General features: G+C 45.5%; 19 protein-coding genes. 5 read left to right on the top strand and 14 right to left on the bottom strand.

Features of this window, described 5'->3' with window-relative positions; all coding sequences use genetic code 11:
- The first annotated feature begins 23 nt into the window (after nt 1-23).
- Complete coding sequence (locus tag DQG23_RS03300; RefSeq protein ID WP_113029342.1) at nt 24-746, top strand: alpha/beta fold hydrolase; 723 nt, start codon at nt 24-26, stop codon at nt 744-746.
- Nucleotides 747-814: 68 nt separating this feature from the next.
- Here the strand turns inward: DQG23_RS03300 and DQG23_RS03295 are convergent, their stop codons facing one another.
- The 4 genes from DQG23_RS03295 to DQG23_RS03280 form a co-directional block, all read right to left on the bottom strand.
- Nucleotides 815-1,837, bottom strand: a complete 1,023-nt coding sequence (locus DQG23_RS03295) for a serine hydrolase domain-containing protein (protein WP_113029341.1) — start codon at nt 1,835-1,837, stop codon at nt 815-817.
- Nucleotides 1,838-1,865: 28 nt separating this feature from the next.
- Nucleotides 1,866-2,690: a MerR family transcriptional regulator gene (locus DQG23_RS03290; RefSeq protein WP_113029577.1), complete on the bottom strand. Its 825-nt coding sequence runs from the start codon at nt 2,688-2,690 to the stop codon at nt 1,866-1,868.
- Between the two features lie 125 nt (nt 2,691-2,815).
- Nucleotides 2,816-3,631 carry an ankyrin repeat domain-containing protein gene (locus DQG23_RS03285; RefSeq protein WP_113029340.1) on the bottom strand — a complete coding sequence of 272 codons (816 nt, stop codon included), beginning with the start codon at nt 3,629-3,631 and terminating at the stop codon, nt 2,816-2,818.
- Nucleotides 3,632-3,755: 124 nt separating this feature from the next.
- On the bottom strand, nt 3,756-4,700 hold the full coding sequence (locus DQG23_RS03280; protein WP_113029339.1) for a DUF4850 domain-containing protein: 945 nt from the start codon (nt 4,698-4,700) through the stop codon (nt 3,756-3,758).
- 608 nt (nt 4,701-5,308) lie between these two features.
- Between DQG23_RS03280 and DQG23_RS03275 the strand changes: the two genes are divergently transcribed.
- The gene (locus DQG23_RS03275; protein WP_113029338.1) at nt 5,309-5,707 is read left to right on the top strand and encodes a hypothetical protein; all 399 of its coding nucleotides are present in this window, start codon (nt 5,309-5,311) and stop codon (nt 5,705-5,707) included.
- A 432-nt stretch (nt 5,708-6,139) separates the two neighbouring features.
- Here the strand turns inward: DQG23_RS03275 and DQG23_RS03270 are convergent, their stop codons facing one another.
- The 9 genes from DQG23_RS03270 to DQG23_RS03230 form a co-directional block, all read right to left on the bottom strand.
- Nucleotides 6,140-6,574: a GNAT family N-acetyltransferase gene (locus tag DQG23_RS03270; protein WP_113029337.1), complete on the bottom strand. Its 435-nt coding sequence runs from the start codon at nt 6,572-6,574 to the stop codon at nt 6,140-6,142.
- 97 nt (nt 6,575-6,671) lie between these two features.
- Nucleotides 6,672-7,139 (bottom strand): GyrI-like domain-containing protein, encoded by a 468-nt coding sequence (locus DQG23_RS03265; RefSeq protein ID WP_113029336.1) that lies wholly within the window; start codon nt 7,137-7,139, stop codon nt 6,672-6,674.
- Nucleotides 7,140-7,457: 318 nt separating this feature from the next.
- Nucleotides 7,458-15,419, bottom strand: a complete 7,962-nt coding sequence (locus DQG23_RS03260; RefSeq protein ID WP_113029335.1) for a right-handed parallel beta-helix repeat-containing protein — start codon at nt 15,417-15,419, stop codon at nt 7,458-7,460.
- A gap of 753 nt (nt 15,420-16,172) precedes the next feature.
- Nucleotides 16,173-17,540: a DUF4179 domain-containing protein gene (locus DQG23_RS03250; RefSeq protein ID WP_113029333.1), complete on the bottom strand. Its 1,368-nt coding sequence runs from the start codon at nt 17,538-17,540 to the stop codon at nt 16,173-16,175.
- Nucleotides 17,533-18,075, bottom strand: coding sequence for a sigma-70 family RNA polymerase sigma factor (locus tag DQG23_RS03245; protein ID WP_113029332.1), 543 nt, complete (start codon nt 18,073-18,075; stop codon nt 17,533-17,535). Before DQG23_RS03245 ends, DQG23_RS03250 begins: the two co-directional genes overlap by 8 nt.
- Before the next feature lie 150 nt (nt 18,076-18,225).
- The gene (locus DQG23_RS42840) at nt 18,226-18,606 is read right to left on the bottom strand and encodes a phosphotransferase family protein (RefSeq protein WP_337589383.1); all 381 of its coding nucleotides are present in this window, start codon (nt 18,604-18,606) and stop codon (nt 18,226-18,228) included.
- The gene (locus tag DQG23_RS42835) at nt 18,578-19,018 is read right to left on the bottom strand and encodes a protein kinase family protein (RefSeq protein ID WP_238177720.1); all 441 of its coding nucleotides are present in this window, start codon (nt 19,016-19,018) and stop codon (nt 18,578-18,580) included. Before DQG23_RS42835 ends, DQG23_RS42840 begins: the two co-directional genes overlap by 29 nt.
- Before the next feature lie 38 nt (nt 19,019-19,056).
- The gene (locus DQG23_RS03235) at nt 19,057-19,899 is read right to left on the bottom strand and encodes a hypothetical protein (RefSeq protein ID WP_113029331.1); all 843 of its coding nucleotides are present in this window, start codon (nt 19,897-19,899) and stop codon (nt 19,057-19,059) included.
- A gap of 226 nt (nt 19,900-20,125) precedes the next feature.
- Nucleotides 20,126-21,103 carry a phosphotransferase enzyme family protein gene (locus tag DQG23_RS03230; RefSeq protein WP_113029330.1) on the bottom strand — a complete coding sequence of 326 codons (978 nt, stop codon included), beginning with the start codon at nt 21,101-21,103 and terminating at the stop codon, nt 20,126-20,128.
- 172 nt (nt 21,104-21,275) lie between these two features.
- On the opposite strand from DQG23_RS03230, the gene DQG23_RS03225 reads away from it, so the two are divergent.
- The 3 genes from DQG23_RS03225 to DQG23_RS03215 all read left to right on the top strand — a co-directional run bounded on the left by DQG23_RS03225 (nt 21,276) and on the right by DQG23_RS03215 (nt 24,337).
- Nucleotides 21,276-22,331, top strand: a complete 1,056-nt coding sequence (locus DQG23_RS03225; protein ID WP_113029329.1) for a cysteine peptidase family C39 domain-containing protein — start codon at nt 21,276-21,278, stop codon at nt 22,329-22,331.
- Between the two features lie 256 nt (nt 22,332-22,587).
- Nucleotides 22,588-23,313 carry a helix-turn-helix transcriptional regulator gene (locus DQG23_RS03220; RefSeq protein ID WP_113029328.1) on the top strand — a complete coding sequence of 242 codons (726 nt, stop codon included), beginning with the start codon at nt 22,588-22,590 and terminating at the stop codon, nt 23,311-23,313.
- Between the two features lie 148 nt (nt 23,314-23,461).
- Entirely contained in the window at nt 23,462-24,337 is an 876-nt protein-coding gene (locus tag DQG23_RS03215; protein ID WP_113029327.1) for a DMT family transporter, read from the top strand.
- A 12-nt stretch (nt 24,338-24,349) separates the two neighbouring features.
- Here the strand turns inward: DQG23_RS03215 and DQG23_RS03210 are convergent, their stop codons facing one another.
- The gene (locus DQG23_RS03210; RefSeq protein ID WP_113029326.1) at nt 24,350-24,847 is read right to left on the bottom strand and encodes an SRPBCC family protein; all 498 of its coding nucleotides are present in this window, start codon (nt 24,845-24,847) and stop codon (nt 24,350-24,352) included.
- Between the last annotated feature and the right edge of the window lie 29 nt (nt 24,848-24,876).

The following is a 24,876-nucleotide window of genomic DNA, read 5'->3' as shown; positions in this document are numbered from 1 at the left end:
CCTATTGAAGGGGCATGATTGAAATGCAAACGAAGCTGCTTCAGAAAATCGGCGTTGTATTCATAAATGGAGCCGGCTTGGAAAGCCGAATTTGGAGTAAAGTTGTTGAGGGATTGGAACATCCCATTTTGCTTGTTGATTTCCCTTTGAGGAAAGGCACGGTTGATGCAAGGAGCCGACTTTCTATGGAGGATTATGTGATGCATATTAAACGACAAGTGGACGAATGGGGAATTCACAAACTAGTACTTGTAGCGCATTCGCTTGGGGGCGTTCTCGCACTTAAACTAGCTGCACAACTGACTGATCGATTGGCAGGTTTTGTCGCGGTAGGAGCAGCAATCCCGAAGAATGGCGGATCCTTTTTATCCGTATTGCCTTTTCCAAAAAGAATGATCATGTCCGCTATTCTGCGAACCTTGGGCACGAAACCTCCGGAATCCGCCATACGCGCAGGGTTATGCCACGATCTTTCGCCGGATCACACTGCTGAAATCACTAAAGGATTCATTCCCGAAGCAATTCGTGTGTATATGGACCGAATAGGCGTTTCCTCTCCGAACGTGCCTAGGCTATACGTGAAGCTAACCAATGATAAAGAACTCAGTCCATCTTTGCAAGATCACATGATTTCTAACCTTTCACCGCAATTCGTACGAAGTTTGGAAACAGGACATTTACCGATGCTAAGCGATCCGGACGGATTAAGGGTTATTTTAGAGGACTTCATGGAAAATGTGAGGTAAATGAGGCAAAGTACAAAACAAAGCACGTGGGCAAACTCTCGTTGCCGCGTGCTTGAATTGGTATCAAATCAGTCCATTATTGACGGAATAATGGATTCCTTTATGAGCGTCCACCGGTCACGAGGATTCATCATGAATTCCGATGCAATTGCTACGACAAGGTCTTTTTCCGGAACACAACAAATGACATTGCCGCCATCGCCATGAGCTGAATACGCTGAAACGCCGTTCTCTTCACGTAACCACCACATATAACCGTAATGATTGGGGGTTTTCGCGATCGATTCGTCAATCCATGTCTTGGAAATAATCTGATTATTATCCCAAATGCCACGACGCAGGTATAGCAAGCCAAAACGTGCCATATCACGGGGATTAAGGGTTAGTCCCCATCCGCCTGTGGAATGATGCTGCGGGTCATTCACCCAGCCTTTCACATTTTTGCCGAACAACTCGTCAAATCCGAATGCCTTCATTTCATAATCCGGAATTTCTTTGATGCCGATTGGGCCAAATAAACGTTCATTGGCAAATTCTCTGGCACTTTTCCCTGTGCTGCGTGTGATGATCGCGGAAAGCAGGTGCGCTCCTGCGGTGGAATACTTAAAAGCTCCGATATGACCGTTTTGCCCCATAATATCTAGAATATATTTTGTCCAATCAGGCTGTATGCACATGTTTTCCAGCGGTTCTTGCCAGTCCTCAAAAGGATAGGGAACCGTCATAGTGAGTAGATGGCGTATCGTGATTTCGCGTTTCTGTTTATCAGCTGCATCGGGAACATATTCGGGGAAAAAGTCCAGTACCTTCTGATCTGCATGTTCAATAAATCTTGCATCAATGGCAATACCGATTAGAGCGGATATGATGCTTTTCGTTACCGATGTCACATGAAAAGTATCATTCGGACCGTAGCCATTAAAATACTTTTCATAAGCAATATTTCCTGCTTTCACAACAACAATGCCGTTTATGTTGCTGTAGTCGGATACTATCACGGGTTCGAGCTCTGAAAGCTTTCCGGAGTCCATGTTCAAGGTTTCCGGGTTAACGGCTTGCCATTCCGTCGTTGGCCGGTAGTTTCTCTGCATGCCTGATACCTCCAATTTATTGAGGATGCTATTTTTTCTTTACGGGAAAGTATACCTCGGTAACGATCTCCTCTTGTACGGCACATTGATTCGGGTCGGTAATATAGACTTCATACGGGGATCTCACCAATTCATAGCTTTCATTTTCCACCCATTCTCTCAGCTTCGCATAAACCGACGTCAATTCTGAATACGGTCCTTTTAGCACAGACATCGCGCATAAACCGCCGGGAAAATCTCTCGTCCCCTTTACCGACTCCTCGACCGGAATCGCAAACTCCGTATCATTGCCGGCAGGATTGAACTCGGGGCTGTGATAAATCGTCATCGGAGTACCAAGCATAGTGAGTTTTTCCGTAGCGATTTTTCCATATATATCGTTAAAATATTTACCATATCCAGCAATATAGCCGCCGCTGTTCATCATTTGACGTACATAAAGGATATTCAAAGGCCGTGTTTCAACTAGCTGCACTTCAATTTTGTCTATATAGGACATGATCGGTATGCCCTTCTCCAAATTCAAAATATCACTACTCATTTGTTTAAGGGTATGTTCAAGAGCGAGGAGCTTATCCTGAATATCCCTTTTCTTGCGATTGAGGGCGGAGCAAAGCTTCTCTTCCGCTTGATCCTCTTCCATTTCCATAACCGCTTTGATTTCTTCCAGAGAAAAATGATAAGATTTCAAGCGGTTGATCAAAAGCATCTTTTTAAGCTGCCCGATCGAATAATATCGATAACCGTTTTCGGGATTGATTTCATCAGGCGTAATTAACCCAATTTCATCATAATATCTAAGCGTTTTTGTAGACACTTCGCATATTTTCGAGAATTCGCCAATCGACAGCAGCCGGCTTCCTCCTTCCTTCATAACTGTGTACATACGAATATTTTTTTGATCCTTTGTTCAGTTCCACTGTACATGTTGCCCTAAGGGCAAAGTCAACTGCAAATATTTTGATATATATCCCTTTCCTATTTTGAATTTATCAAATTTACGATTTCGATTTGATTTGTTTCAATAGCTCTGTCCAGAGGGCTTCCATTATAAGCTAATATTTTACCTTTAAATTTAACATGTGTTTTAAAATCAACGCCTAGTTCTAATAATAGTCGGACTATCTCCTTATATCCTAAACCGCAAATCCAAAACAACAACTCTGATTTAGGGGTTGTCTCACTTGTATAATCAGCCCCGTTCGCTAATAAATACTCGGCAATTTTGAGATTATTTCTCCAACAAGCCCATTTAAACGCTGTTGAAAAATATTTTTTATCAATTCCATTTTCCACTAGTGTTTTAGCAGCTTCTACATTCCCTCCATTAAGATTCGTTGTAAAATCAAGCAGAGAACTCTTTAGAGCGTCAACTTGGTTTATATCTACACCCCTGGATAATAGTAACTCAATGATCTCCCTGCTGCCGTGAGCGCATGCAAAATGAATCGGTTGTAGATTGTTAGGACCTTTAGAATGAATATCTGCTCCAGCTTCCATTAAATATTTGGTTATTTCGTAGTGGTTGTTAGTAATAGCAATTGATAAAGGCGATTGTCTTCCGACATCTTTAATTTCCTTATCTGCGCCTGCCTCAATTAAAAGTCTTACAATATCCATATTTCCGTTTTTACAGCTAATTTGCAAAGGGGTCCCTTGGATTGGATTTGAATAGTCTGTAAGTTTTTTATTAAGTATTTTAGGTTTAACATTAATCAAAAGCTCTTTAACCTCACCTATATTTTGGTTGTAACACGCAGAATGTAAAGTTTCTTCAGTTATCGTATTTGTCATTTGAATCAACCTTTCAAATCATAAATGGTAATTGTCGCCTTAACCTTGTTTGATTCAAGACATCACAGCGGCTTGAAGTCCAAAAATACTATTGCTGCTATTCCTCTTAACCCCGGTATAAGTATTATTTTAATGGATCAGGATTTAAAGCTACAAATAAATTTAAAATGACGGTTGCTGAATCCGTATCAGAGGACGGCAGCCGGATTTCCTCGGAACGGAATACACCGCCTCCATCGCCATGTTCCTGATAAGCAACTCCGTCGACAACATATCCCTTTTTCTCCGTCTGTTTCCGGTAAGCCATTAGATTAGGCGTGAGCAAGGTCCGTTTGCTGATCCCCGGCTGCGTGTCTACTTCGTATCCCTGCTCCTCCGCCCATGATTTCAAATTCGGGAAATACGCGCCGATATTCGGGATCAGGCAGCCCTGACAACCGCCTTGATCAAAATAGTCGATGAATTGCTCGGGGTCATCCGGATTTACCAGTCGAATGGCGTGGGAACCGTTGGCACCGACATCCGCCGATAACAAACTCCATTCATTAGGCGCTAATAGCAGTACACCATTCTCGTTATCCCCCAAGTTCATCCAGTAAGCAGACAGCGACTTCTGAAGCCCGGAAGGGATAACGTAAGATTCGACCTTGATGAGCTGCCGAGGGGAAATGGTAGGCGGACCGTTCGGGCCATCGATGCCATAATTTGCGCGAATGCAGCGAAGAGGCAGCTGTGCCGTTTGCGCTCCCCGGCCAAATTCAGCGGCTCCGCAATCCTCCAAGCGATTCGCTTGCTGTACTATATCAGACGTCGAGCGTTCTGACACCGGTGGTGTTGATTCTTCCACCTGTTCATCAGAAGACGGCGCTGGAGTTGCAGTAAAAGTTTCCTTAGAAGATGGAGATAGAGGTAACTGCGAAGCAATCGAATTGCCGCTTTCCGCCGTTGGCGAATTCTCGGGCACTGGAATTGTTGCTGCCGGGCCAGTATCCTTGCTACACCCGATTAATGCGGCAAAAATCAGAAGTCCAAGGAACAGTAAACTGTTTTTAATACATTTAGACTCCATTTCATGTTACTCTCCTGTCTCAATGACATGATATATAAGACGTATCGACTCTAAACATCCTATTAGTATTTAAAGGAAATGGAAGCAGGCAAATATCGGACTTATTGGGTTACTCTGACACTTTGTATAGACGTTTATTTCAGGGGATTTGTTGCGTAATATCGCGTGTTTGCATCGAGGGTACCTATCTTTTCCCGGCAGCTTGAGGTGTCTTGAGCACCTACTCCTTTATCTTCGCAAAGCCTGAACTAAACCTGTCAAACCAGGATGTCATGTATTCAACCGATGGGGAGTATCGTTGAGATTTTCTCCAGCATTTTATGGTACTCGATCATGAAATTTAATCTATTCTGACTGACTGCGAAAAGTGGTAAACGGTTTGTATCAACATTTATTTTTATCTGTTGAAAAGGCTACTGTATCATTTCTATGAAACTATGAAAATTTTTGCGTGTTTGTCCAATTGGAATCTCTTAATTTTACATAAAATGAATGAAGTTTTGATAGATAGGAGGTGTCTAAAGTTTATGGCTATCATGAAACGTGGATCGAAACAAAAACCCGTCTCTCGTACGAAGTCCTTACTTAGAAGGAAGCCGGTTGCCAGAGTGAGCTCCAAATCAAAAGCGAGCATAAAAGGCACGTGGGACAGCTTTCAAGTAAGCGGAGTTATCGGGGGAACGTCCAATTTTACGCTAAATGCAGATTTTACTGCTACCAGACAGCAAATTGCCGTTATTGTCCCATGCGGTGAAAAGCTGGTTCTCAAAAGAGCGAGATTTTGCTTTGGCGACGCTAAAAACCGTTTTATAGTCGCAGTTCTGGGAGGAAGCACTTTTCAGTCTGCGTCCAGCTGTGCGGAAGAACAACCGAATTTCGTGCTGTTCACCAATGACGGCAAGGAAGATAGAACCGTCTTGCTTGTTTTCGCCGTTCACAATGCAAGCACGACGGCTTCGACTGTTTTCCAATCCGACGGATGGCAAACCCATTTCGAAATTGAATGACTGTTCAAATAGAGACTAATATTGATGCAAAAAGAGGATGCTTGGTTTCCGGGCATCCTCTATTTTGTTTGATTTTGCTCACCGAATAAATGTCATTTTCACTTAACGCCGTTTCGCTTTGCTGCACGGACATGGCTTTTGACGCCTGTTTTTCTTATGCCCTTTTGTGCATTTTAAACAATCTTTCCGGCATAATTGCTGTCCCCATGGAAAACGGCTGCAAACATTGCGGCAAAACCGCTCGCAGGGGGTTTCGTTCGGAGCGCTTCCGTATGAAATCTTCGCTATCATATTCGGTTCGTTCCCTCCCTCCTATCGGTTGTCCTATATGTTACGCAGGGAGGGAACTCAATGTGTGTACAAGTTTTTCGGTGTTAATGCGGAATCGGATAAGAAGAATACTTTGTTTCGTATGGTGCATTCAACTTGTCTCTACTCGGCTGAAGGAGCGATGCTCTTCTTGAAATAGTAATGGCTCGCCCCTTCAGGCGCATGTTCCAGTAAAGCATATTGTTCGTAGCCGTTCTTTCGATAAAAGTTCGGCGCCTGAAAACTAAACGTATTTAACTTGATGAATGTACAGTTCTTCTCCAAAGCTATTTTTTCTATTTTGTTTAATAGTTGAGTCCCGACACCTTTTTGTCTATAGGCCAGATCGACCCATAAAATATCGACTTCTATCCAATTCCAGCACAATACGGCTAGCAGTCCGCCCACAACAGTTCCATCTTTATCTTTGATCGCTAAGTTAATTTCTTCATATCTGGTTTTTAGGTGCTCAGGAACGTGCTGCGCATTATACTCGATAAGCTTTCTCCTCACATAATTCTTCTCTTCTTCATCTGCATAAGAAATTGGATAGTTCATACAGTCACATCCCCTTTGGTTTTCTCGCCAACACAACAAACATACGTTCACATCTGAAAAATACGGCAGCTCCGTTTATATTGGAACAGTCGTGTTTCTATACTTTGATAGGCATATAGATCTCCATTTCGCTGTCGGCAAATTCCGGATTAAATCTTTGATCATACAACTCAACAACGACCGATGAGCTATCTTTTTGCAAGGAGTGTTCTTTCAAATATTCATTGATAGCCTGGTAGCCTTTCCATATATCCTCAATGATTCCCCGATACACGGTACTAACGAATTTTTGCTCCGTAATGCGGATACGCTCCAGACCCTCGGCCAATTCAGAATCACCATTTACGAGCCTGCCGTAATAAAAGTTTTCATGGCGCTCCGGGTGCAATTCCTCATCCGTCGTACGGTAAAAAATCAATTCGGTGTCCGCTTCAGAAGAGATCCCTTGCGTTCTGTCGGCAAATTCTGCTTTAACGCTGGATATGGCAGTTGGGAAATCTTTAAATAAGCATTCCTTACGAATTCCGTCCAAAATGAATGTTCTCGTTACGATTTCACATGTCATGATACAGCCTCATTTCCATATTTTTTCGTAGACGTTTGCAAACCCGCCATTCCAATTTCGTCTTGTCACACACCCCAAAATATACACATTATCTCTTATATTACCATCACTCTATCATATAATCACCCTATCAAGGATAAATGCCATCGCCGTCCTAAACGCTTTAGGAGAAAGCGACTTTGTAAGCATACGTGGGAACGCGCGCGTTTACCGTTGAAATATAAACACTTAACAGGTGAAACATTTAAAGTCTTATATTTTCAAAAAGGAGAAACCCCCTCTCATTCAGCTCGGGGGGGTTTCTCCAAAACATTACGCTTAATTGTGATATCTCAAATAGTAAATGTTGTACAACAGGACCGCCGCTTCCGCACGCGTAGTCTTGTCGAGCGGGTTCAGCTTTCCGTCGAAACCGGAAACGATTCCTTCCTTTACGAGCGTCGAAATGCTTTCGTATGCATAGTCGAATATATTCGACTTGTCCGTAAACTCGTCAAGCTCATCACTTGCGCCTCTCCCCTTCAGCATTTCCAATGCTCGAAGCGCCCGATCGGTAAGCACCATCATATCCTGTCTGCTGATGCTTTCTTGCGGGTTAAAATGGGCTTCATCAACGCCTGTTGCAATTCCGAGACTTCTAGCGATTGCGATTTCCTCATAATAATAGTCGCCGGGCTTCACATCGTCGAAATTGCTGTCTGCTACGGCATCCAGACCCAAAGCTCTAACCAGCAGCGCAATAAAATCTCCCCTTCGAATATTGGCGGAAGGATCGAACTGCTCCTCCGACATGCCGCGGATAATTCCTTTGGAAGCCAGCACCTCTACGGCATGTTTCGCCCATTCATACTCCTTCAGATCTATGAAGCTCTTAAAGCCGTCCATAATCGTAAAGCTTCCTAGCTCATCCGCTTCAAAAATAACAACACCCGCCGCTTCGTCATATCTTGCGCTAGGAACGGCTGTCGCTTTTCCTTGCGCATCCAATCTCCATACCGTAATGCTCTCGGCATGGTTCCTTTCTTCCGCTGTCGGCGTGTAAGGGAGCGCGACCTTGACTCTGGAATTCCCTGCTTTGAGCGCAAGCGGCTTCCCGTCTTGTGTCAGCGTAAAGGTTATTGCAGGACGAGTTCCGTTCACCGATGTATCGGACGCCCCGATGAAGAGCACAAGGTTGTCCTCGCCGGCAACGCGAAGAACGGCATTCGGAATAATTACCGTACCTGCAGGAGTGCTAACCGTTAGCAAAAGAGAATCAGCCGCAGCGACTGCAGGATTAGGAAGCTCTACCGAGTAAGCTCTGGCTCCTAGAATATCCGGCAGCTTAATTTCGAGCTTCTTGGTACCGTCCGTTCCAACGGAAGCGGACTTCAAAGCAGCTTCCATTTCTTTCGCAGTCATCTTCGCACTTGCGACTCCCGTTTTGGAATCAAGAGCCGGATTGTCTACTGTGCCGGCTGACTCGCCGCTCGGCACAGTCGGTTCCGTCCCTCCGCCCGTGTTGCCGCCTGAGTTGCCTTCCGTGTTTCCACCCGTGTTGCCGCCCGTTTCTCCTCCACCGTTTGACGGATACTCGTACGCGCCCAAATCCGGTTTGCCCGATCTGGTGCGCCCCAGTATATCGACGGTTGGCGCGTGTTCGCTTTCCCCTTTGTTAATGCCGTTGCTGGCAGCGGTTATATCCAATACGTTGTCAAATATTTTTTGCGCTCTCTCATAATCATCCGCCGCGCTGGCGATTGACCCTTTAAATCCGGCATTGCCCTTGAACATATCGGTGTATCTGTTCATTGTCGCCGTTGCATTCTCGGATGCCATAAATTCTTGTATCGGCATTACGCGAGTACTGAACTGGGCATTGGCCGGGAATGTCTTGTAATCATACAGGTTATTCCTGAACGTATTACCGACTACCATATCGGTTGTTGTTTGGTCGGGATTCGTCCTGACGACGTTGTACTGATAGCCGACAATGACCGGCTTAACTTTGCCGTCGACAGAGTTGTATTCCTCCGAACGGTCGTTATAGAAAATGTTATTTTGGAACAGGTTGTTGCGCACGTTCCAATCCAAGTACAAATCGTTCGCCCAGCTGTTGTAGAACGTATTGTTGGTCACGGTGAAGCCTTCGATGCCGACGAGAATCAAGCCGTATTTGGATTCGGAAAATACGCTGTTTTTCACGACAATATCGGTAGACTGAATTTCGTAAATGTCGCCGGCATAAAACTGCATGCCTCCGCCCGGCGAATTCGATACTTTGATGCCGTCGAATACCAGGTTGGCGCCATGACCGATGTAAGCGCCGTGATCCGCCTGGCTTTTTCTGACTTGACCGATATCCCATATGTCGATGTCTTTGAACAGGGAGTTTGTAGTGCCATTAATGAGCAGACCCTGTACGCCGGAAGTAATCTCTTGCGGAGTATCGATACTCCAAATTTTCAAATTTTTCAGGACAAGGCTGTCGCTGTCCAGCGTCCAAATACCGGCACCTCTGAACCCTGTAATATAGAGTCCTTCGATCGTAATATTCGAGCTGTTCGTAATTTTCGTCATAAGCTCGTCTTTCGCTTCTTCATGACGGTCTTCATAATTCACCTTGCTTGTAAAAATAGGTCCGGGAAGCGAACCATTCGCCAAATCCAGCGGATCGTTCGGATCCGTACTGGCCTTGATGACGATCGGCGCATCCGCCGCTCCATGCTTGTCATTGATATCATACCGCCCTGTGTAAATCCCCTTGTGGACGATGATCGTATCTCCGGAATCCGCTGCGTTAACGGCTTGCGCGAAGGTTCTGAACGGACGCTCCGCCGTACCGTCGCCGTCCAGCCTTCCAGCATTGTCGCCTGCAAGATGGATCGTTTTCATGCTGTAAGGCGAATAATACGCGCCTATGTCCTGACCTAAAGCGCTGTATGGCGTTCCTGCAAAATCGGCTGAAGGAGCAAAAATATCCTTTTTTGAACCGTCGGCGAACGTATCGTGAACGGATTTTACGCCGTTTCTCGAAGCCGCGCTTCCCTTTTCCAGCTGATAATTGCCGTTTGCCGCATCTTTGAATAACGGATCCCCGATGCGTCCCTTCGTTTCCATGCCGTTTGCCGCCGTTTCCGCATAGGTTTGATCGGTTCCATTCAGATGGACGATTTTCTCATCGGCAGCCGCATCGTATAAATTGTACTCGGAGACAACCCCCCCATTTTTGTTGATACGAGTAAATGCGCCTTGACCTCTTTCGCTTCTGGAGAAAATATTGTTCACAACATCCAAATTCGTCGCATTTCCTTCGGCTTGCGTGACGTCGATGCTGTATCCGCTGTTGTTGTAGAACGTGTTGTTAAACATAAAAAAGCTGGACTCGCCCGTCCCGAGTACGCCTGCCGCCGAATTTGTAATCAGGCTTGTGTTCATAGTCAGAACGACCCCGTTTTTAGCTTCGATGGCATTGGCGCTTGCATGATCGACCGTCGATTGCGTGACCTCTGCTTTACCGGCGCCATCCAATACAATCCCCTTCTCTACATGATGAATAGTCGTCTTGTTCACGGACAGCTCCGGACTGTTTATTGCGCGGATCCCGTATTTCGCATTCGTTATCGATAGATTGCGCAATGCGGCTTTTGGAGAACCGTTCGTCGATACGGCCGTGTTTCCGTTGCCTGCATAAACGTTGAAACCGTCGATCGTAACGCCGGTTGCGTTGTTAAGCGTAATGCTGCCGTTCAAAATAACGGCTCCGTCCGCTTTGATCACATAATCGTTTGCGGTCTGTCCCGCCCTGTCTGTCAGCGTTATGTTTTCATCATAAGCGCCCGCTTTGACAATGACCGTTTCGCCATTTCGCAAAACGTCCAAAGCAGCGCTTATCGTCTTGAACGGCGCTTCCGCCGTACCCGATCCGGCATCGTCGCCTTGCGCGGCGTCGACATAATAATTCACCTGAATCGCAGCCGCTGCGTACGCTCCGATGTCCGAAGGATTTTTTCTGGCGATTCCGTTGATGTCTTTGGCAGGCGTATTCGCATCCGTAATGCCGGCGCCTACGGCAGGGCTAAGCTTGTAAATTCTGTAGTCCTTCGCTTTGACATTGATGAATTCGGCGGGCGCTTTCACGGCATGCGCCTCCGGAACGGCGTTCAGATCGGCCGAAGCGATCGTATCTTCGTTGTACAGGTTGTAGTCAAACTCGTTGTCGGCGAAGCTGTCGATTTTTGTCGAGAAAATATTGTTTTTGAACATATTCCCTGTAGAGTCGCCGCTTCGATCTACGTCTTTCTCATTTCCATACAGCGTATTGTTGTAAAGCTTATTGCCCGTAGATGCAGCCGTTAATCGAATGGCCGACTGCCTCTGAGTCATGACATTGTTCGTTATCAAGCTGTTCGAACTTCCGTTTATCGAGATCGCATCCGCTGCTTTAGGAGCAAAAATATTGTTCGTTATCGCCGCTCCTTCCGCTTGGTTCAAATCGACAGCTCCTTGGATCCGGTTGCCGTTTAGGGTAACCTTTGGCCCTGTCACCGTAACGTCGCCGCCAAACGTAAGATTTTGCAAAGAGACCGCTTTATCGGTTGTGCCGATAACATGTACCGGACCATTTACGATTACTTCGCCTTCGTACGGCATGATCTGAACATCGCCGCCCCCGGCCGATGCCGCCATGTCGATGTTTTCTTCGCCGACATAGCTGCCGGCCATGACCTGGATGCTTTTGGCTCCGGCATTCACTGCGGCGCTAATGGAAGGGTACGGATGCAGCGGAGAGCCGTCAGCGGCTCCGGTATTTTCCCCTACAAAAGCAAAGGTTTGATCGAATGCATAAGCGCCGGCTTCATTTTGCGTGCGGGTATTGCCGTTTATGTCGGTAGCCGGAGCTTCGACGCCGGGCACAATGCTCGAATCGGCTGCGCCGATCGCTGGGTTCTCGGCAAAAATAATTCTGGCATCGTTCGCCGCATTGACAAAGGCTACAGTGCCGAACTTCCCGCTTACTTCCAGCGGTCTGCCCTGGTTTGTCCAGGCCGTTCCGCTTTGCAGTCCGGCCAGCGTAAGTACGGGACCTTCTCCTCCGCCATTGTATGTCACGCGCTGCGTACCGGCAATCGAGTACACATTGTTATCGAATACGACATTCTGCGAAGCGTCGATTATCGATTTTCCGCCTTCCAGCTGCGTTCGGATCGGTTTGGTAAAAATATTGTTCTTAAACACCAAATTCGTCGAAATGTTGATCGGATTCGCTACGGCATCGTACGTCCCTTGTACCGGATAAAGATCGTACCTGCCGCTTCCGCCTGCGGCATCGTACGTATCGGCGAACGTATTATTGTAGAACAGCAGATTGGAGCTTTTGCCCCACAAATTGATGCTGCGCGACGCGCCGTAAATCACATTGTTGAAAATCTTCCCGTAGCTGCCGGCCTTTGCTCTGACTTCCTGAAAGTAAAAGCCCCAGCTGTCGTTGGATACGACTACATTGTTGGAAAACTCGAAATCGCCGAAGCCCGCATTGACCAAGTCTCTTGTTGCAATGGCCGTGCCGCTGTTCTCGAAGCGGTTGCCGGTAACGGTGATGTTCGAGCTGGCTTTTCTGCCTGCCGTATGGTTGTCGATACGCAATGCCGCCCCTCGCGAGCCGTTCTGCGCTGCATTCGGCGCGAACGTCAAGCCTTCGATCCGGATATGCTCGCTATGACCGAGATATATAATGTAGTCCGGGTTGTCCGACGTTAAGACGACTTTTTCATTTTGATAGCTTTTGAACGTAATCGGTTTGTCCGCCGTACCGGAATACGATTGCAGAACGATAATGCCATTGTAGACGCCTTCTCTGAAAAATACCGTATCGCCTGCCTTCAACTTTGCTATTAGGCTTGCGGATACCGTCCGCTTAGGGCTGTCGATCGTTCCGAGGTTCGAATCGCTTCCGTCCGGTGAAATGTAATATTCGTTCATAATGAACGCTTCCGTACCGAAGCTCCATGAAACGTCGGCCGGAAGATAATTGCCGTTCGTACTCATTAAATCCTTCTTAATTGTTACGGTATAGGTCGAATCGTAATGAAGTGCGGCCGCCGGCACAAACGTAATTGCGGTGCCCGTTCCATCATCTTCCGTGTTAAAGCTGCCAGGTACGGTTACCGTTTGGCCGTCCACGACAGTCGTCACCGCAATATTACCCGCAATATTGCCGTTCTGGTCGTTCGTTTTTTCGGACAATACGATACGGATCGCGGCATTCACCGGGATGCCGTTACCTTGCGGCGTCTGACCGACGACAAAATAAGCAGAGGAATCGCCCGCATACTCATAGGCACCTATATCCGTCACGCCGAAACGAACCCCGCCGTCACGGTCTTGTACAGGCGCATTCGTATTCGTCCCCCTATTAATTGCAGCGCTTCCCATTTGCAGATGATAATCGGAATCGCTTACAAACATCGGATTGCCATATACGCTGTTCGTTTCGTTCGCCGGCTTTCCGCTTGTCAAACCGGTGCCTGTGCTGTCATACAGGTTGAAATCTACCGTATTGCCGGCTTCGGCAGCATAGAACGATTCCGGCGCTTGTATCGCAGCAGGCCCTTCCGCCCGGAAAATATTGTTTGCGATCGTATTACCCGTATCGGTTCCCTTCAGGATGATATTGGCACCGTCGCCATATCGGGAAACGAAAACGTTGTTCATGATAAGCGTATTCGTAAAGCTGCCGCCTTCGTTGAGTATATTTTTGTAATTCTCGAAAATATTGTTGAATATTTGATTCGCCGTGGAATCCTTCAGCAAAATGCCTTTTTGGTTGGCCTGCTTGAACGTATTGTTGTAAAACTTCGAATTTCTTGTATTGCCGGTAATTTCTATGCCGTGAACGGCTGTCGTAAACGTCGAGTCCGAAATCTCGCCGTTGATGACCCCATTGGCCAGAAGCGCGGAATTCCCGGTACCGGCCAGCGACAATCCTTCCACTTTCACATTGGCGATGTTGTTCAGCGATACGGCAGGACTAGAGCCGCCGTTCATGCTGACTGTGCCCTCGCCCAGCTTTTTGATCGTGATTTTCGCCGTATCCGGCGCGCCGTTCCCGGTAATCGTTATGTTTCCCGTATAACTGCCCGGTTTTACAAGCAAGGTGACGCCAGGTGTTATCGCAGCGTTGGCATCTGCAAGGTTGTTAAAAGCAGCGGCCTCGCTCTGCCCATTCCCTCCGGCCGGCGCATTCGCATCGAGATAAAATATTTTGCCGTAAGTATATGCGCCAATATCGGCAACGCCATAGCGAACATTTCCGTCGCGATCCGATTGCGGCATACCGATGTCGGTGCCTGTATCAATGCTCGGACTGCCTTCCTTCAAATGGTAATCCGATTCCGATACGAACGTATCTGCGGCTGCGGCCACAACGTCCGTACTTGAAGTTTTGTAGCTTTCGCCAGTCACGCTATTATATCCGATCGTATTTCCCGTACCCGAAGCGATGGCAGGATTACCCAAGAAAATATTGTTCGTGATGATACTATTTCCATAGGTTCCGCCGTAAAAATGCTCGCCTGCGCCGGCAAACACGTTATTGCTGATCACATTGTTGCTCGAGGTACCGGGTTCAAAGTGGAATGTCCACCACTCCGTAAAAATATTGTTCGTGACGGTCGTATTTTTGATTCCGTAGCCGTAGAAGGCATTGTCGGAACCCTCGATGTAGTTGCCGTCGATCGTCAAGTTCTCATTGTTGGTATCCAGGTAAAAAACGGCATAAGCCGGGCTGTTTGCCGCGAAACGGTTGTTCAGCAGCTTGACCTGTTTGACTCCGCTTATCCCTGCCGTGTAGCTGTCGCCGGATTGGGGCGTGCCGCCAAATGCAAACCGAATATCGCTTATGTTTACATACTGGCTGTTCGTAATGCTCAGCGTAAAGTTTTTCCAGAACGGAGCATTTACATAGGCACTAGCCGTAATGTTGACCCCCGCTTCGCCGCGAATCGTTATCGGAGCTTGAGCGGTTCCCGTCAAACCGTTAAGAACGAGCGCTTCCGAATAGTCGCCGGCTTTGATGACCAGCGTATCGCCGGGCTGCAATCGCGAAACGCCTTTTGCCAACGTTTTGTACGGTGCTTCAAGGCTCCCCGAATTGGCGTCTTCTCCATCATTGGAAACATAATATGTCGCACCCCCTCCAAAGCTTTCTGCCGATACAAACCCTTGCGGCGGTACGAATGAACATACAAACATGACGCCAATCAAAAAAACTGTCAGTAACCTATTGATTGTTTTTTTCATCTTGGAACCTCCAACTATTTTGTCGACCACTGCGGAAACTTCAGCCGTATCTCGTGGTTTATAGAGTCCGGATTGCCGAATGACAAATGACAGCAAGCATGTCCGTTCTCCAGCTTGACACGCCCTTGGAAACGCTTACGAATTCCTGCTGCAAAGGTCGTGTTTGCCTGAAACAAGAGCAACTGCATGTTCCTTCATCCGATCATATATCCTGAATCCACCTCCAATGAGCCTCCCCCCCTTGCTTTGTACGTTTCCATTCAGTAAAAACATGAAATTTCGATATCAAATATACCAAGACCAAAGAAAAGGAGTTATACGTTCCATATCCTATTTTTTTGACTATATGGTCAGTTCTATTTCGCGAATACGTTCCAATAAAACAAAAAAAACCGCGATATACGCGGAATTTTTATCGTTCATATTATTGCAAACTTGCTGTATGACATTGCTTTTCTTTTATCGTTAAGGAGCATTTCATCGACTCGGAACGCAAAATTCGCTGCCTCGTCTGCGGGTCCGCGTGAAAAAACGAATCGGATTGCGCCAGTCGAAGCAAAACATGTTGAGCTGCGCGACAAGCCTGTTTTTCGCATTGCAGCAGATAAAAACAAACGCTGTAGCATTTGATTTCAAGCTCCTTCAAAATCGACAAGCGGTCATTCCAATCCATCCACAATCACCCTAACATTTATTGTAGATGTTTTATGCCAGTTGCATAGTACTATATTCGTCTAGTACCCCCTTAAACATTTATTTCAATTGAAGCTCCAGCTCGATCGGCTGTTTGGCATAACCCGGGTAATCCTCGACCGTAAAGGTTAACGGCTGCGGGTATTCCTCATTGGGTACCGGCACAAAAAGATTGCGCTCATTCGGGTAACGCGTATCCATACTCCCGCTTGTAAAGTTGCGAACCTCGGCGAGCTTATGGGATTTGCCTGCGCCGTCTGCAAACGTCACTCCCACCAGCGAATAGGAAACGAATTTTTGCTCCACGTCGTCAAGACCGCGAATTTGGAAGGAAAGAAGCCGATAACGCTCCTCGGTATCGACGCTTTTCAAGGAAAGCCGTTCATCCGGCGCTTCGACGATCGTCATCGTTTCCGTATTGACAACAATCTTGGATGCCTTGGCAAAACGATATATGCCGTCAGCCTTTATCGTAAGCTTCCGCGGCTTGTAGAAATAATTGCTATGAAAATCATATACCTTTTCATTTTCAGACAATCCAAAGCTGCTTTTTTCCTGCCACGCTCTCCCTTTCTCATCTTCAATCCGCATGCCGATAAACCCTTTCAGCCGGTTGGTGCCGCCGTCATCCGAACGCACCTTCAGCTGCAAACGTAAAGGAGTGATCTGCGCACTCTCAAATGTAATCCGATCCCCGTCTATCTCGATGGTTTCGTTAATCGCAATTTCCTGCTTCATCCCTTCAAAACGGGCATGATCGATCGGAATATCCACTTCAAGCTTCGTTTCATTGACAATCGCTTCCATGCGCACCCGCTCAGGCAGCCGCGCCTGGTTGTACAACTGCAAGTCGACAAAATCATGCCCGCCCCTTGACTCGATCGCCGTTTTGCCGACGGATGCATGGTCAAAAGCGACAGTTCCTTCAAGCTTTTCATTCTTATCGTCAAAGAAACTAAACAAAAGGCGAGTGCTTCCCCAGCTCCCCGTTATATTCGACGAATACAATACGATAAGCCGCTGCTCGTCCGCGACAATTCCTTCCACCGTCAGTTGGACCCCGTCTTTTTCCACCGTCTTGCCGACAGGCTGGATAAGCGATTTATCAATCGCCATCGTTACCGCCGGGTCGCTTTTCAGCATATTTACAAAAACGCTCAACCCGGGTATTTGCCGCATCGTTTCGGCGAAAACGGGCGAGACTTTTACCGTAACCGTAAAAATCAGCATCAAAAACAACAATGCCGTCCCCGTGCCAGTCATCCGCCTCCACCGTCTTCGCGGCTGTATTCGCTTCTTCCCGCTATCCAAGCCCTTTCGAATCGCTTCAGCCAGCTTATCCTCATCGACTTCAAGCGCACGCTGCCTCACGATTTCGCGATCGCTTTTCAGCAAGTCCTCCCATTGCTCATCTCGATTATTATCCATCCTGTCTCCCCCTTCCCCCAAGTCGGTTGAAATGCTTGCGTAGCTGTACCAATGCTTTGTTCAGCCAAGTTCGTACGGTCCCATCCGGACGCTGCAAAACTTCGGCAATATCCGTAATCGTCATATCTTCATAATATTTCAATAAAATAACGTCTTTGTAAGGCTTCTCTAATCGGGATATCGCCTTCGCCATATCGATACGTTCGGCGGCGGATGCAATGTCATCCTGATTAAAGCTGTTCTTGCCGTCATCCTCGGAAAGCGCTGCAGATCGTTTTCTGCGTTTCAGTTCATCCGCACATACATGGATCAATATCCGAATCAGCCAAGTAGTTACATATTGCGGCTGCCGCAGCGTTTTTCGTTTGAGCCACGCCCGGCACACGGTTTCTTGAATTGCCTCCAGAGCATCCGCTTCATTGCGCAAATAGGCGTAAGCCACGCGCATCATCTTCTGCCGCTCGTCGTTCATTATTTGGAGAAACGCTTCCTCATCTCCCTTGACGGCTGCAGCCGCCAATTGTTTTTTGTCCATGCTGTCCTCCCAAGCGGCGACCCGCCGATTCCCCTCTTCTATAACATAACCAGTACCGGTACATCATTAGACGGCGTACAGCAGGAAACGGTTTTAGAAAAATAGAAAAACCGTCAGATCGCCCCGACGGCTCAACTCCCATCCTAAGAATCAGAAAAATTCGTACAAGCCCTCATTGAAGTATTTGTACTCCCGCTCGCCCAATATGTTTGTGCCATAACCTTCAAAAAAAATATCGATTTCCGACTGAATTTCAAATAGGTTCGGTTTAGGCCGAATCGCTAACGACATATCGTATCTCGGATCTCCGAACCCTGCGCCGCTCCAATCGATCACACTCGTTATTTTACCGGCAGAAACTAAAACATTGCTAGTATTAAAGTCGCCGTGTATTAACGTATTTGGTATCGGCTTGGGTTTATTCGCCTTCAAAAATTGCAGTAGATCCGCCGTTCCGTCGACTGCGTAATGGTTGAAGTTATATTCCGCTTGAACTAACATTTCATCCAGCCAGACGGACTCTCCAACCAATTGTTTCGGGCAAGGCGTTAAATGAATATTTGACAAAACGGCTCCGAAATAAAAAAATCATTTCGTGCCTTCTATCCGTATTTTTCTCTTTGTATAATGCCTCTCTTAACGTTTCCCCTTCAAAATATTGCATCAGCGCCCACGCCTGGTTTTCATTTTTTTGTTCAACCACTTGATAAACGGCGGGAATCGGCAAGCTTGTACCGGTTAAGCAGTTCAACGCATGCACTTCTCGAGACAGCCAGGAACAATACTGTTCGCCTTTTGTTCTTTTTATAACAAAGCGGCCTTTTGCACTTTCAATGATCCCTACATCGGATGTATGACCTTGACTGGGGAAATATATGTTTTTAACGGTACCTAGGCTATCGAATAGTTCATTTGGGATTTCATTCAAACGGATCGGTTCCACAGTAACGCACCTCACTCCCAAATCGGAAGCCCCCGCTTCTATAAGTGGTGGGAGCATGTCACTAAATACTGATATACTTCATCCTTTGACAAATCCCATTCGTATTTATATTCAGGAATATTAGCGAGTTGGGTTTCTAGCAAAGGATGTTCGATTTGAAAAGGTATTAATCCTTGATTTTGTCTAATTTTCTCGATGAGCCGAACTTCATAAGGAATATAGTTCATTGATAAAATTTCAGAAAATTTATTTTTTAGATCCAACGAACTATAAATATGAAAGTCGCAAATTTCAAAAAGCAAGTTTCCCAACAGTTTTTCATCTGCGGTATACCAGTTGTCCAGAAGCCTTTTATACACATTTTGCTCCGGTAATATGGCATATAGCTCCTGATTTATTTTTTCAGTTGTGTGTAAATCATATAATAGTGCCATAAACAAATGATGAGTTTCTTTTTGAGCGTATTTTTCTTTATTGCTTTCAAATAATAATTGAAAATAATCTCTGGACCGTTTTGCCAAATCATTCATTTCCCAAATTGCCGATAAGCCTATAATACACCCAATCGTTCTGGAAGAAACCTCTTTATAATCAAAAAGTTTCTCTAGAATATGTTCTTGCCACAAAAGAAACCGCGTGATATATTTCCAGCCTTCTTTTTCCCCATGTAAAATTAGTTGTTTAGGATATTCTCCGGCATGCACGCCTATTCCAATCGTTAGATTACGAGCAATAGTTGCTTGGTAGCCGTCTTTCCTATCCTTTTGTATACTTTCTTTTATTAGATCGTACCATTCACGAATCGTATCTTCACTAATCGTTTCTTTTTTTATTTTATTAATCTCTTTTTTGAATGCGCTGATCAATTTTTTATGTTCCATACTCTTCACTCCTTTTGTTCCACAGAAAAGAATCATCGCATAGATATGAAATAATGAGGAAATTCGAACATTCGTTTTCATTTCCTCATTAGCTAACCCAAAAACATCTTTTCTGCTGTACCAGTAAAGATTGCTTCAAACAAGCTGAACTCATTGCACAAAATCCGCGGGTTCATTTACTTAATTCCATTAACCGATTAAGGGGTTCTTGAACTTACATCCACACTTACTTAAACACATTAAATATCTCTTCGAGATTACACCATTCATCCCCAATCCAAATCATCTCATCGATAAACCGGCCCATCGTTGGATCATGTTGAAACTGCTCAGCTATCCACTTGCATTCTTTATACCAAGTCAACTTCATTGAACGAACCAATCGGTCAACACTTAGCTCATGATATTTTCGATATCCTTCAATAAAGGCTCTGGTTGTATCGGTATTTAATGTTTGATTAGAAAGAGCTCCGGAGAGAATGGCACGAGAAATATCAAAATCCGGATAAACAAAATGAAGCCGATCAAAGTCCAAAATATCCGCCACTTTATCTTCGTGGAACATAATATTATCAACATGCATATCCCAATGCGCCCATCCCATCTTACAAGCATTGAAAATATCCATGTCCAAATTGTTAAGAATCATGATTTGCTTCTCGATCGCTTCCGAGTACCTTTCATTATTTGCTTTTTTTGTTTCGGATAAGTTCATCTGTACTTTATCAACCATCTTTTCTTTAGAAGGCAACTCCCACTGTAAGGCTTGTAATTGCGGCATGTTTGTTCTCATCCATACGTGCATTCGACCGGTAGCTTCACCAAGGCTATACATTTGATTGCCATTTACTTGCCCAGCCTCTACTAGCTTCCCTTCACTCACTCCAGAAATCATATATTCTTCTCCAGAAGATGTTGTAAGGATATATTCGTCTTCAAAACGATACAGGGGCCGGCAGGGTATTCCGTCGAGACGCATCAAATGTTGAACCTTAAGCGCTTGGCGTACGCCGTCCAGTCCTCTTCTATATCTGATTTTGTTATATTGCTTTACAAAGACGGCATCGTGATCCGTTTCAAAAATCCATTTCAAATTTCCATAACCTAGATGAATCGGATTTGCAGAATGAATTGTCCATGAGAACTTCCTCTTAAGATCAAGTATGATTTCGTTCTTTATGAACTCATCATTAAGTGTATTCAAAAATCGCCCACCTCCATTCTGCTTCTAATATGAAGTTTCGTGCATGGAAGGAAACAATCCTGCTCGTTTTTGAAATTTCTATTGGAAAATCGAATAAGTATATTGCTATAATTACCAGTGAAATAATGGAATTTCCTGTAACTTAAGCATGCCAATAATTGGAGGTGTTCAAATGCAGGACGACGTACAAATGAGATCTGCTAACACGATACGGTTAGATCATTACAAATTCAGCGGACTGGATGCTTCTCTGCTGGGCGCCATCAAGTCGGTTACGGACTACTACCAAATCCCTCTTACAACATCTTCGATTTATGGCATTACGGGGCTTGCTTTCTTGCACATACTCGATGAAGATTTAATGGAACCGAATGGCGGACCGCCAGAGCCGGAGATTTTTAAGCTTGCTCGTAATATTGGAGTAAATATCGAAGGCATCCATGCTTACGCTGAAGGGGATTATTTCAAAAGCTTACAGGCGGAGGCTTGGGAGAAAGCCAAACAAGCGATTAACGCCAAACAGCCGGTATTTGCCAAAAACATCGATATCGGGAATCAAACCTCGGTTATTAATGCTTATGATGATATCGGTTATTATACGGATTCCTGGCACACGGGGTACGAGCATAGCGAAGACGTTATTCCTTGGGACTTATTGGGTCTTAGCCTTTGTCCCTGCATCAATTGTGTAAATTCTCGAAAAGCTGCCGAATACGCAAATCCGACCGGTGGTCATATTTCTTTGCATTGGGCATACCCGATCCAAGCAGCAGAGGATTTATCTGTTATAAGAGATGCTCTTGAATTTGTTATTCGTTTGAATGAAGAAGGAACGTATACATGGATGGGGAAAATGTACTTTGTTGGGCAAAGCGCTTATGAACGTTGGTTACGTGCATTGGCAAACGATGACATTCATAACTATTATTTTAGTCTTTTCGTAGAGATATTAAATGAGAGCAGGAATCATGCAGTCAGGTTCTTAACAGAGCTCAAAAGTAAACCTCTCGAAATAAACGAACGGTTAATTGATGAAGGAATACAAATATACAGCGAGATTTCATCCAAGTATAAAGCCTTGAGAGACATGTATCCGTACGAGGAGCCGCCTGTCCGTGAAATAAAAGAGAAGGAACGATGTGTCGCTATTGTAAGCGAGCTGATGACCTTAGAGAGAAGTGCGTTAACAACAATCAAAGAAATTCATGCTTGTTTGCGGCAGCTGTAAGAATCAGAATAGACTTATAAGGATTCCACCCAAGGATAAACGGCTTCGCCATCCTTTAAGGACAGGCGCGTTAACCGGGAAGTTGAACAATCAGCGGAGGAAATACTTTTCTGAGACTTCAAAAAAGACGGCCCGGCTTCGGGTCGTCTTTCGCTATGAATTGGAGGATACATACATATGGAATTCCACCATTGCCACTTAAACGGATTCGGCGTAGAATTGTGCCATTGATTTTTTTACGAAGGTGGAAGCTGAAATGAACATTTATAAAGAGCTTGCAGCGGAGCGGCGGACGTATACCGCTGATCAAGTGACGCACTCCCATTCGTTTGCGCAATTAATTTTACCTTTGCACGGTGTACTGGCTATTGAAGTAGGAGCGGACAACTTTCTGCTTGACGAGCAGCTAGTGTTATATGTCCCTCCTGCATGCAATCATACTTTTCATTCTACCGTTCGCAACGAATTTTTGGTTTTGGATATCCCCCATTTCATGGTTCCCGCGGGCAGGATGAACAAGAAAGGAATTCCCTACTCATGGAATAACAAATGGAAAGGTATTCGTTATCTTATCTTGAATGAATTGGAAGAAAATGCTCAACGAGCCGCTCTTAAGGAGCTTTATCCTTATATTTCGCATCATTTGCTGCAGGAACGACAACCTAGATCTATCCAATATATTCATGATCACTACAACGAAAACATTACGGTACAACAGTTAGCCGCAATCGAGCATTATAATCGCTCCTATTATACGGACTGGTTTCTGAAGGAAACCGGAAAATCGCCGTCCGCTTATATACAAGAAGTCCGATTAAATAAAGCGAAGGAACTGCTGCGTGATACTACCCTCTCAGTTCTTCAGATCGCTCTTCAAGTTGGCTTGGAACAGCAATCCTCCTTAACGCGGTTGTTCAAAAAAAATGAAGAATCAACGCCGAGCCAATACCGCACAAAACATTCAATACGCAAAATGAAGTAAAAAAACATCTGAAATCGAGGCAAGAACGAGCAAGTAAAGCTATGTACAATGATAGATGAACTTGACCGGTCAGGCCAAGCTCCCATTCAAACTGTGATTTCTTGTGAATCGCGGTTTTTGGGCAGCACATTTTTAAGGAGTAACTAGCATGACAACAGCACTAGGTTTATTGTTTGCGCTTTTATGGTCTTCTGCAGCCATTGCCACGAAGTTCGGCTTGGAATCCACCTCTCCGCTGGCATTGGCTACGATTCGATTTCTTCTTGCCGGATTGCTGCTTTTCCTTTATGTTTATGCGTTTCATAAGAAATATCCTTGGCCGCGACCTGGACAATGGCTTCCTTTGATTCGGTTAGGTCTGCTTAATACGACGATTTATCTGGGTGCAACCTTCTGGGCACTAAACTATGTATCGGCGGGTTTGTTTAATTTGTTCGTGGCAGCGAATCCTTTTCTCGTCGCGTGTTTTTCTTATATTTGGTTGAAACGGGGCGTTTCGTTCCTAGAATGGTTAGGAATGATCGTCGCGGCAATTGGATTGTGGATAGCAACATGGCCCTCCTTAGCAAATGGCCAAGCGAGTATAAACGGTTTGATCATTTTAGGAGTCGGGATGCTCTCGATGGCGTTTGGGAGTGTTTACTACAAGAAAGCCGACTTAAAACTGCCAAGCATTGTGATCAATACATGGCAGCTATGTTTTGGCGGCATCGTTTCGTTGCCCGTCACCTATTTGCTCGAAAAAGACGAATTTTTCATCCGCTTCAACTTTCATTTCCTTGGATCACTGTTATGGCTGGTCTTCATCATTTCAATCGGGACCATGCTGCTTTGGTTCTTTATGCTGAAGCAAGATCCGGTCAGGGCAAACAATTGGTTATTCATGACACCCATATTCGGCTTTTTATTGGCGGCTATTTTCCTCAATGAAGCGGTTACGCTCATAGATTTAACGGCGACTGTCGTTGTCGTTATCGGGTTATTTTTATCAGGCAACCTTATGAAGTTTTCACGGTCGCTCTGACGATGTCGCGGTTTATCCGGTATAACTGATTTTTCCTGTCTCGACCAATTCCTTCATCCCCAAGAACATCGAATTCCAGCCATGCTCGGATCCGTCGCGATACTCGCCAAGCGCTTTTTCGATATCGCCTTTCGTCCAATTTTGTTCGTGAGGAACGACGATGTTATGCGTAAAGGTCATTTCACAGCCTTGCTGCAGCTTCTTGAATTCAACCGTAATGGTATCCACCGTATCGCTAAATTGCGGCATTCTGAACGTAAATACCAGTTTATGGGGAGGATCGATTTCAAGGTACTCTCCTATCGCCCGATAGTCCTTCCCGCCACGATGATCGACGATTTCCCAAGTGCCGCCTACTTGAGGATTATTTTGCGCCACTTTATTTGTTCCCTCTAATGTGAACAGCCATTTTCTCATCATTTCGGGGTTCAGCCACGCATCAAAAACTCTTTCCGGCGCTACTTCAAAAACTCTTGTCATGGTTAACGCCGTAATCGAATAGTCGTTCATCGCGATACTCCTTTTACTAACCGATCTCC

It is taken from the genome of Paenibacillus contaminans, assembly GCF_003285015.1.
GTDB lineage: Bacteria > Bacillota > Bacilli > Paenibacillales > NBRC-103111 > Paenibacillus_V > Paenibacillus_V contaminans.
This window is presented reverse-complemented; position numbering and strand designations above follow the sequence as displayed.

Coding starts and splice junctions, on each gene's coding strand:
- DQG23_RS03300 (WP_113029342.1), top strand. CDS start 24: ATGCAAACGAAGCTGCTTCAGAAAATCGGCGTTGTATTCATAAATGGA.
- DQG23_RS03295 (WP_113029341.1), bottom strand. CDS start 1,837: ATGCAGAGAAACTACCGGCCAACGACGGAATGGCAAGCCGTTAACCCG.
- DQG23_RS03285 (WP_113029340.1), bottom strand. CDS start 3,631: ATGACAAATACGATAACTGAAGAAACTTTACATTCTGCGTGTTACAAC.
- DQG23_RS03280 (WP_113029339.1), bottom strand. CDS start 4,700: ATGGAGTCTAAATGTATTAAAAACAGTTTACTGTTCCTTGGACTTCTG.
- DQG23_RS03270 (WP_113029337.1), bottom strand. CDS start 6,574: ATGAACTATCCAATTTCTTATGCAGATGAAGAAGAGAAGAATTATGTG.
- DQG23_RS03265 (WP_113029336.1), bottom strand. CDS start 7,139: ATGACATGTGAAATCGTAACGAGAACATTCATTTTGGACGGAATTCGT.
- DQG23_RS03260 (WP_113029335.1), bottom strand. CDS start 15,419: ATGAAAAAAACAATCAATAGGTTACTGACAGTTTTTTTGATTGGCGTC.
- DQG23_RS03250 (WP_113029333.1), bottom strand. CDS start 17,540: ATGGATAATAATCGAGATGAGCAATGGGAGGACTTGCTGAAAAGCGAT.
- DQG23_RS03245 (WP_113029332.1), bottom strand. CDS start 18,075: ATGGACAAAAAACAATTGGCGGCTGCAGCCGTCAAGGGAGATGAGGAA.
- DQG23_RS03235 (WP_113029331.1), bottom strand. CDS start 19,899: ATGGAACATAAAAAATTGATCAGCGCATTCAAAAAAGAGATTAATAAA.
- DQG23_RS03225 (WP_113029329.1), top strand. CDS start 21,276: ATGCAGGACGACGTACAAATGAGATCTGCTAACACGATACGGTTAGAT.
- DQG23_RS03220 (WP_113029328.1), top strand. CDS start 22,588: ATGAACATTTATAAAGAGCTTGCAGCGGAGCGGCGGACGTATACCGCT.
- DQG23_RS03215 (WP_113029327.1), top strand. CDS start 23,462: ATGACAACAGCACTAGGTTTATTGTTTGCGCTTTTATGGTCTTCTGCA.
- DQG23_RS03210 (WP_113029326.1), bottom strand. CDS start 24,847: ATGAACGACTATTCGATTACGGCGTTAACCATGACAAGAGTTTTTGAA.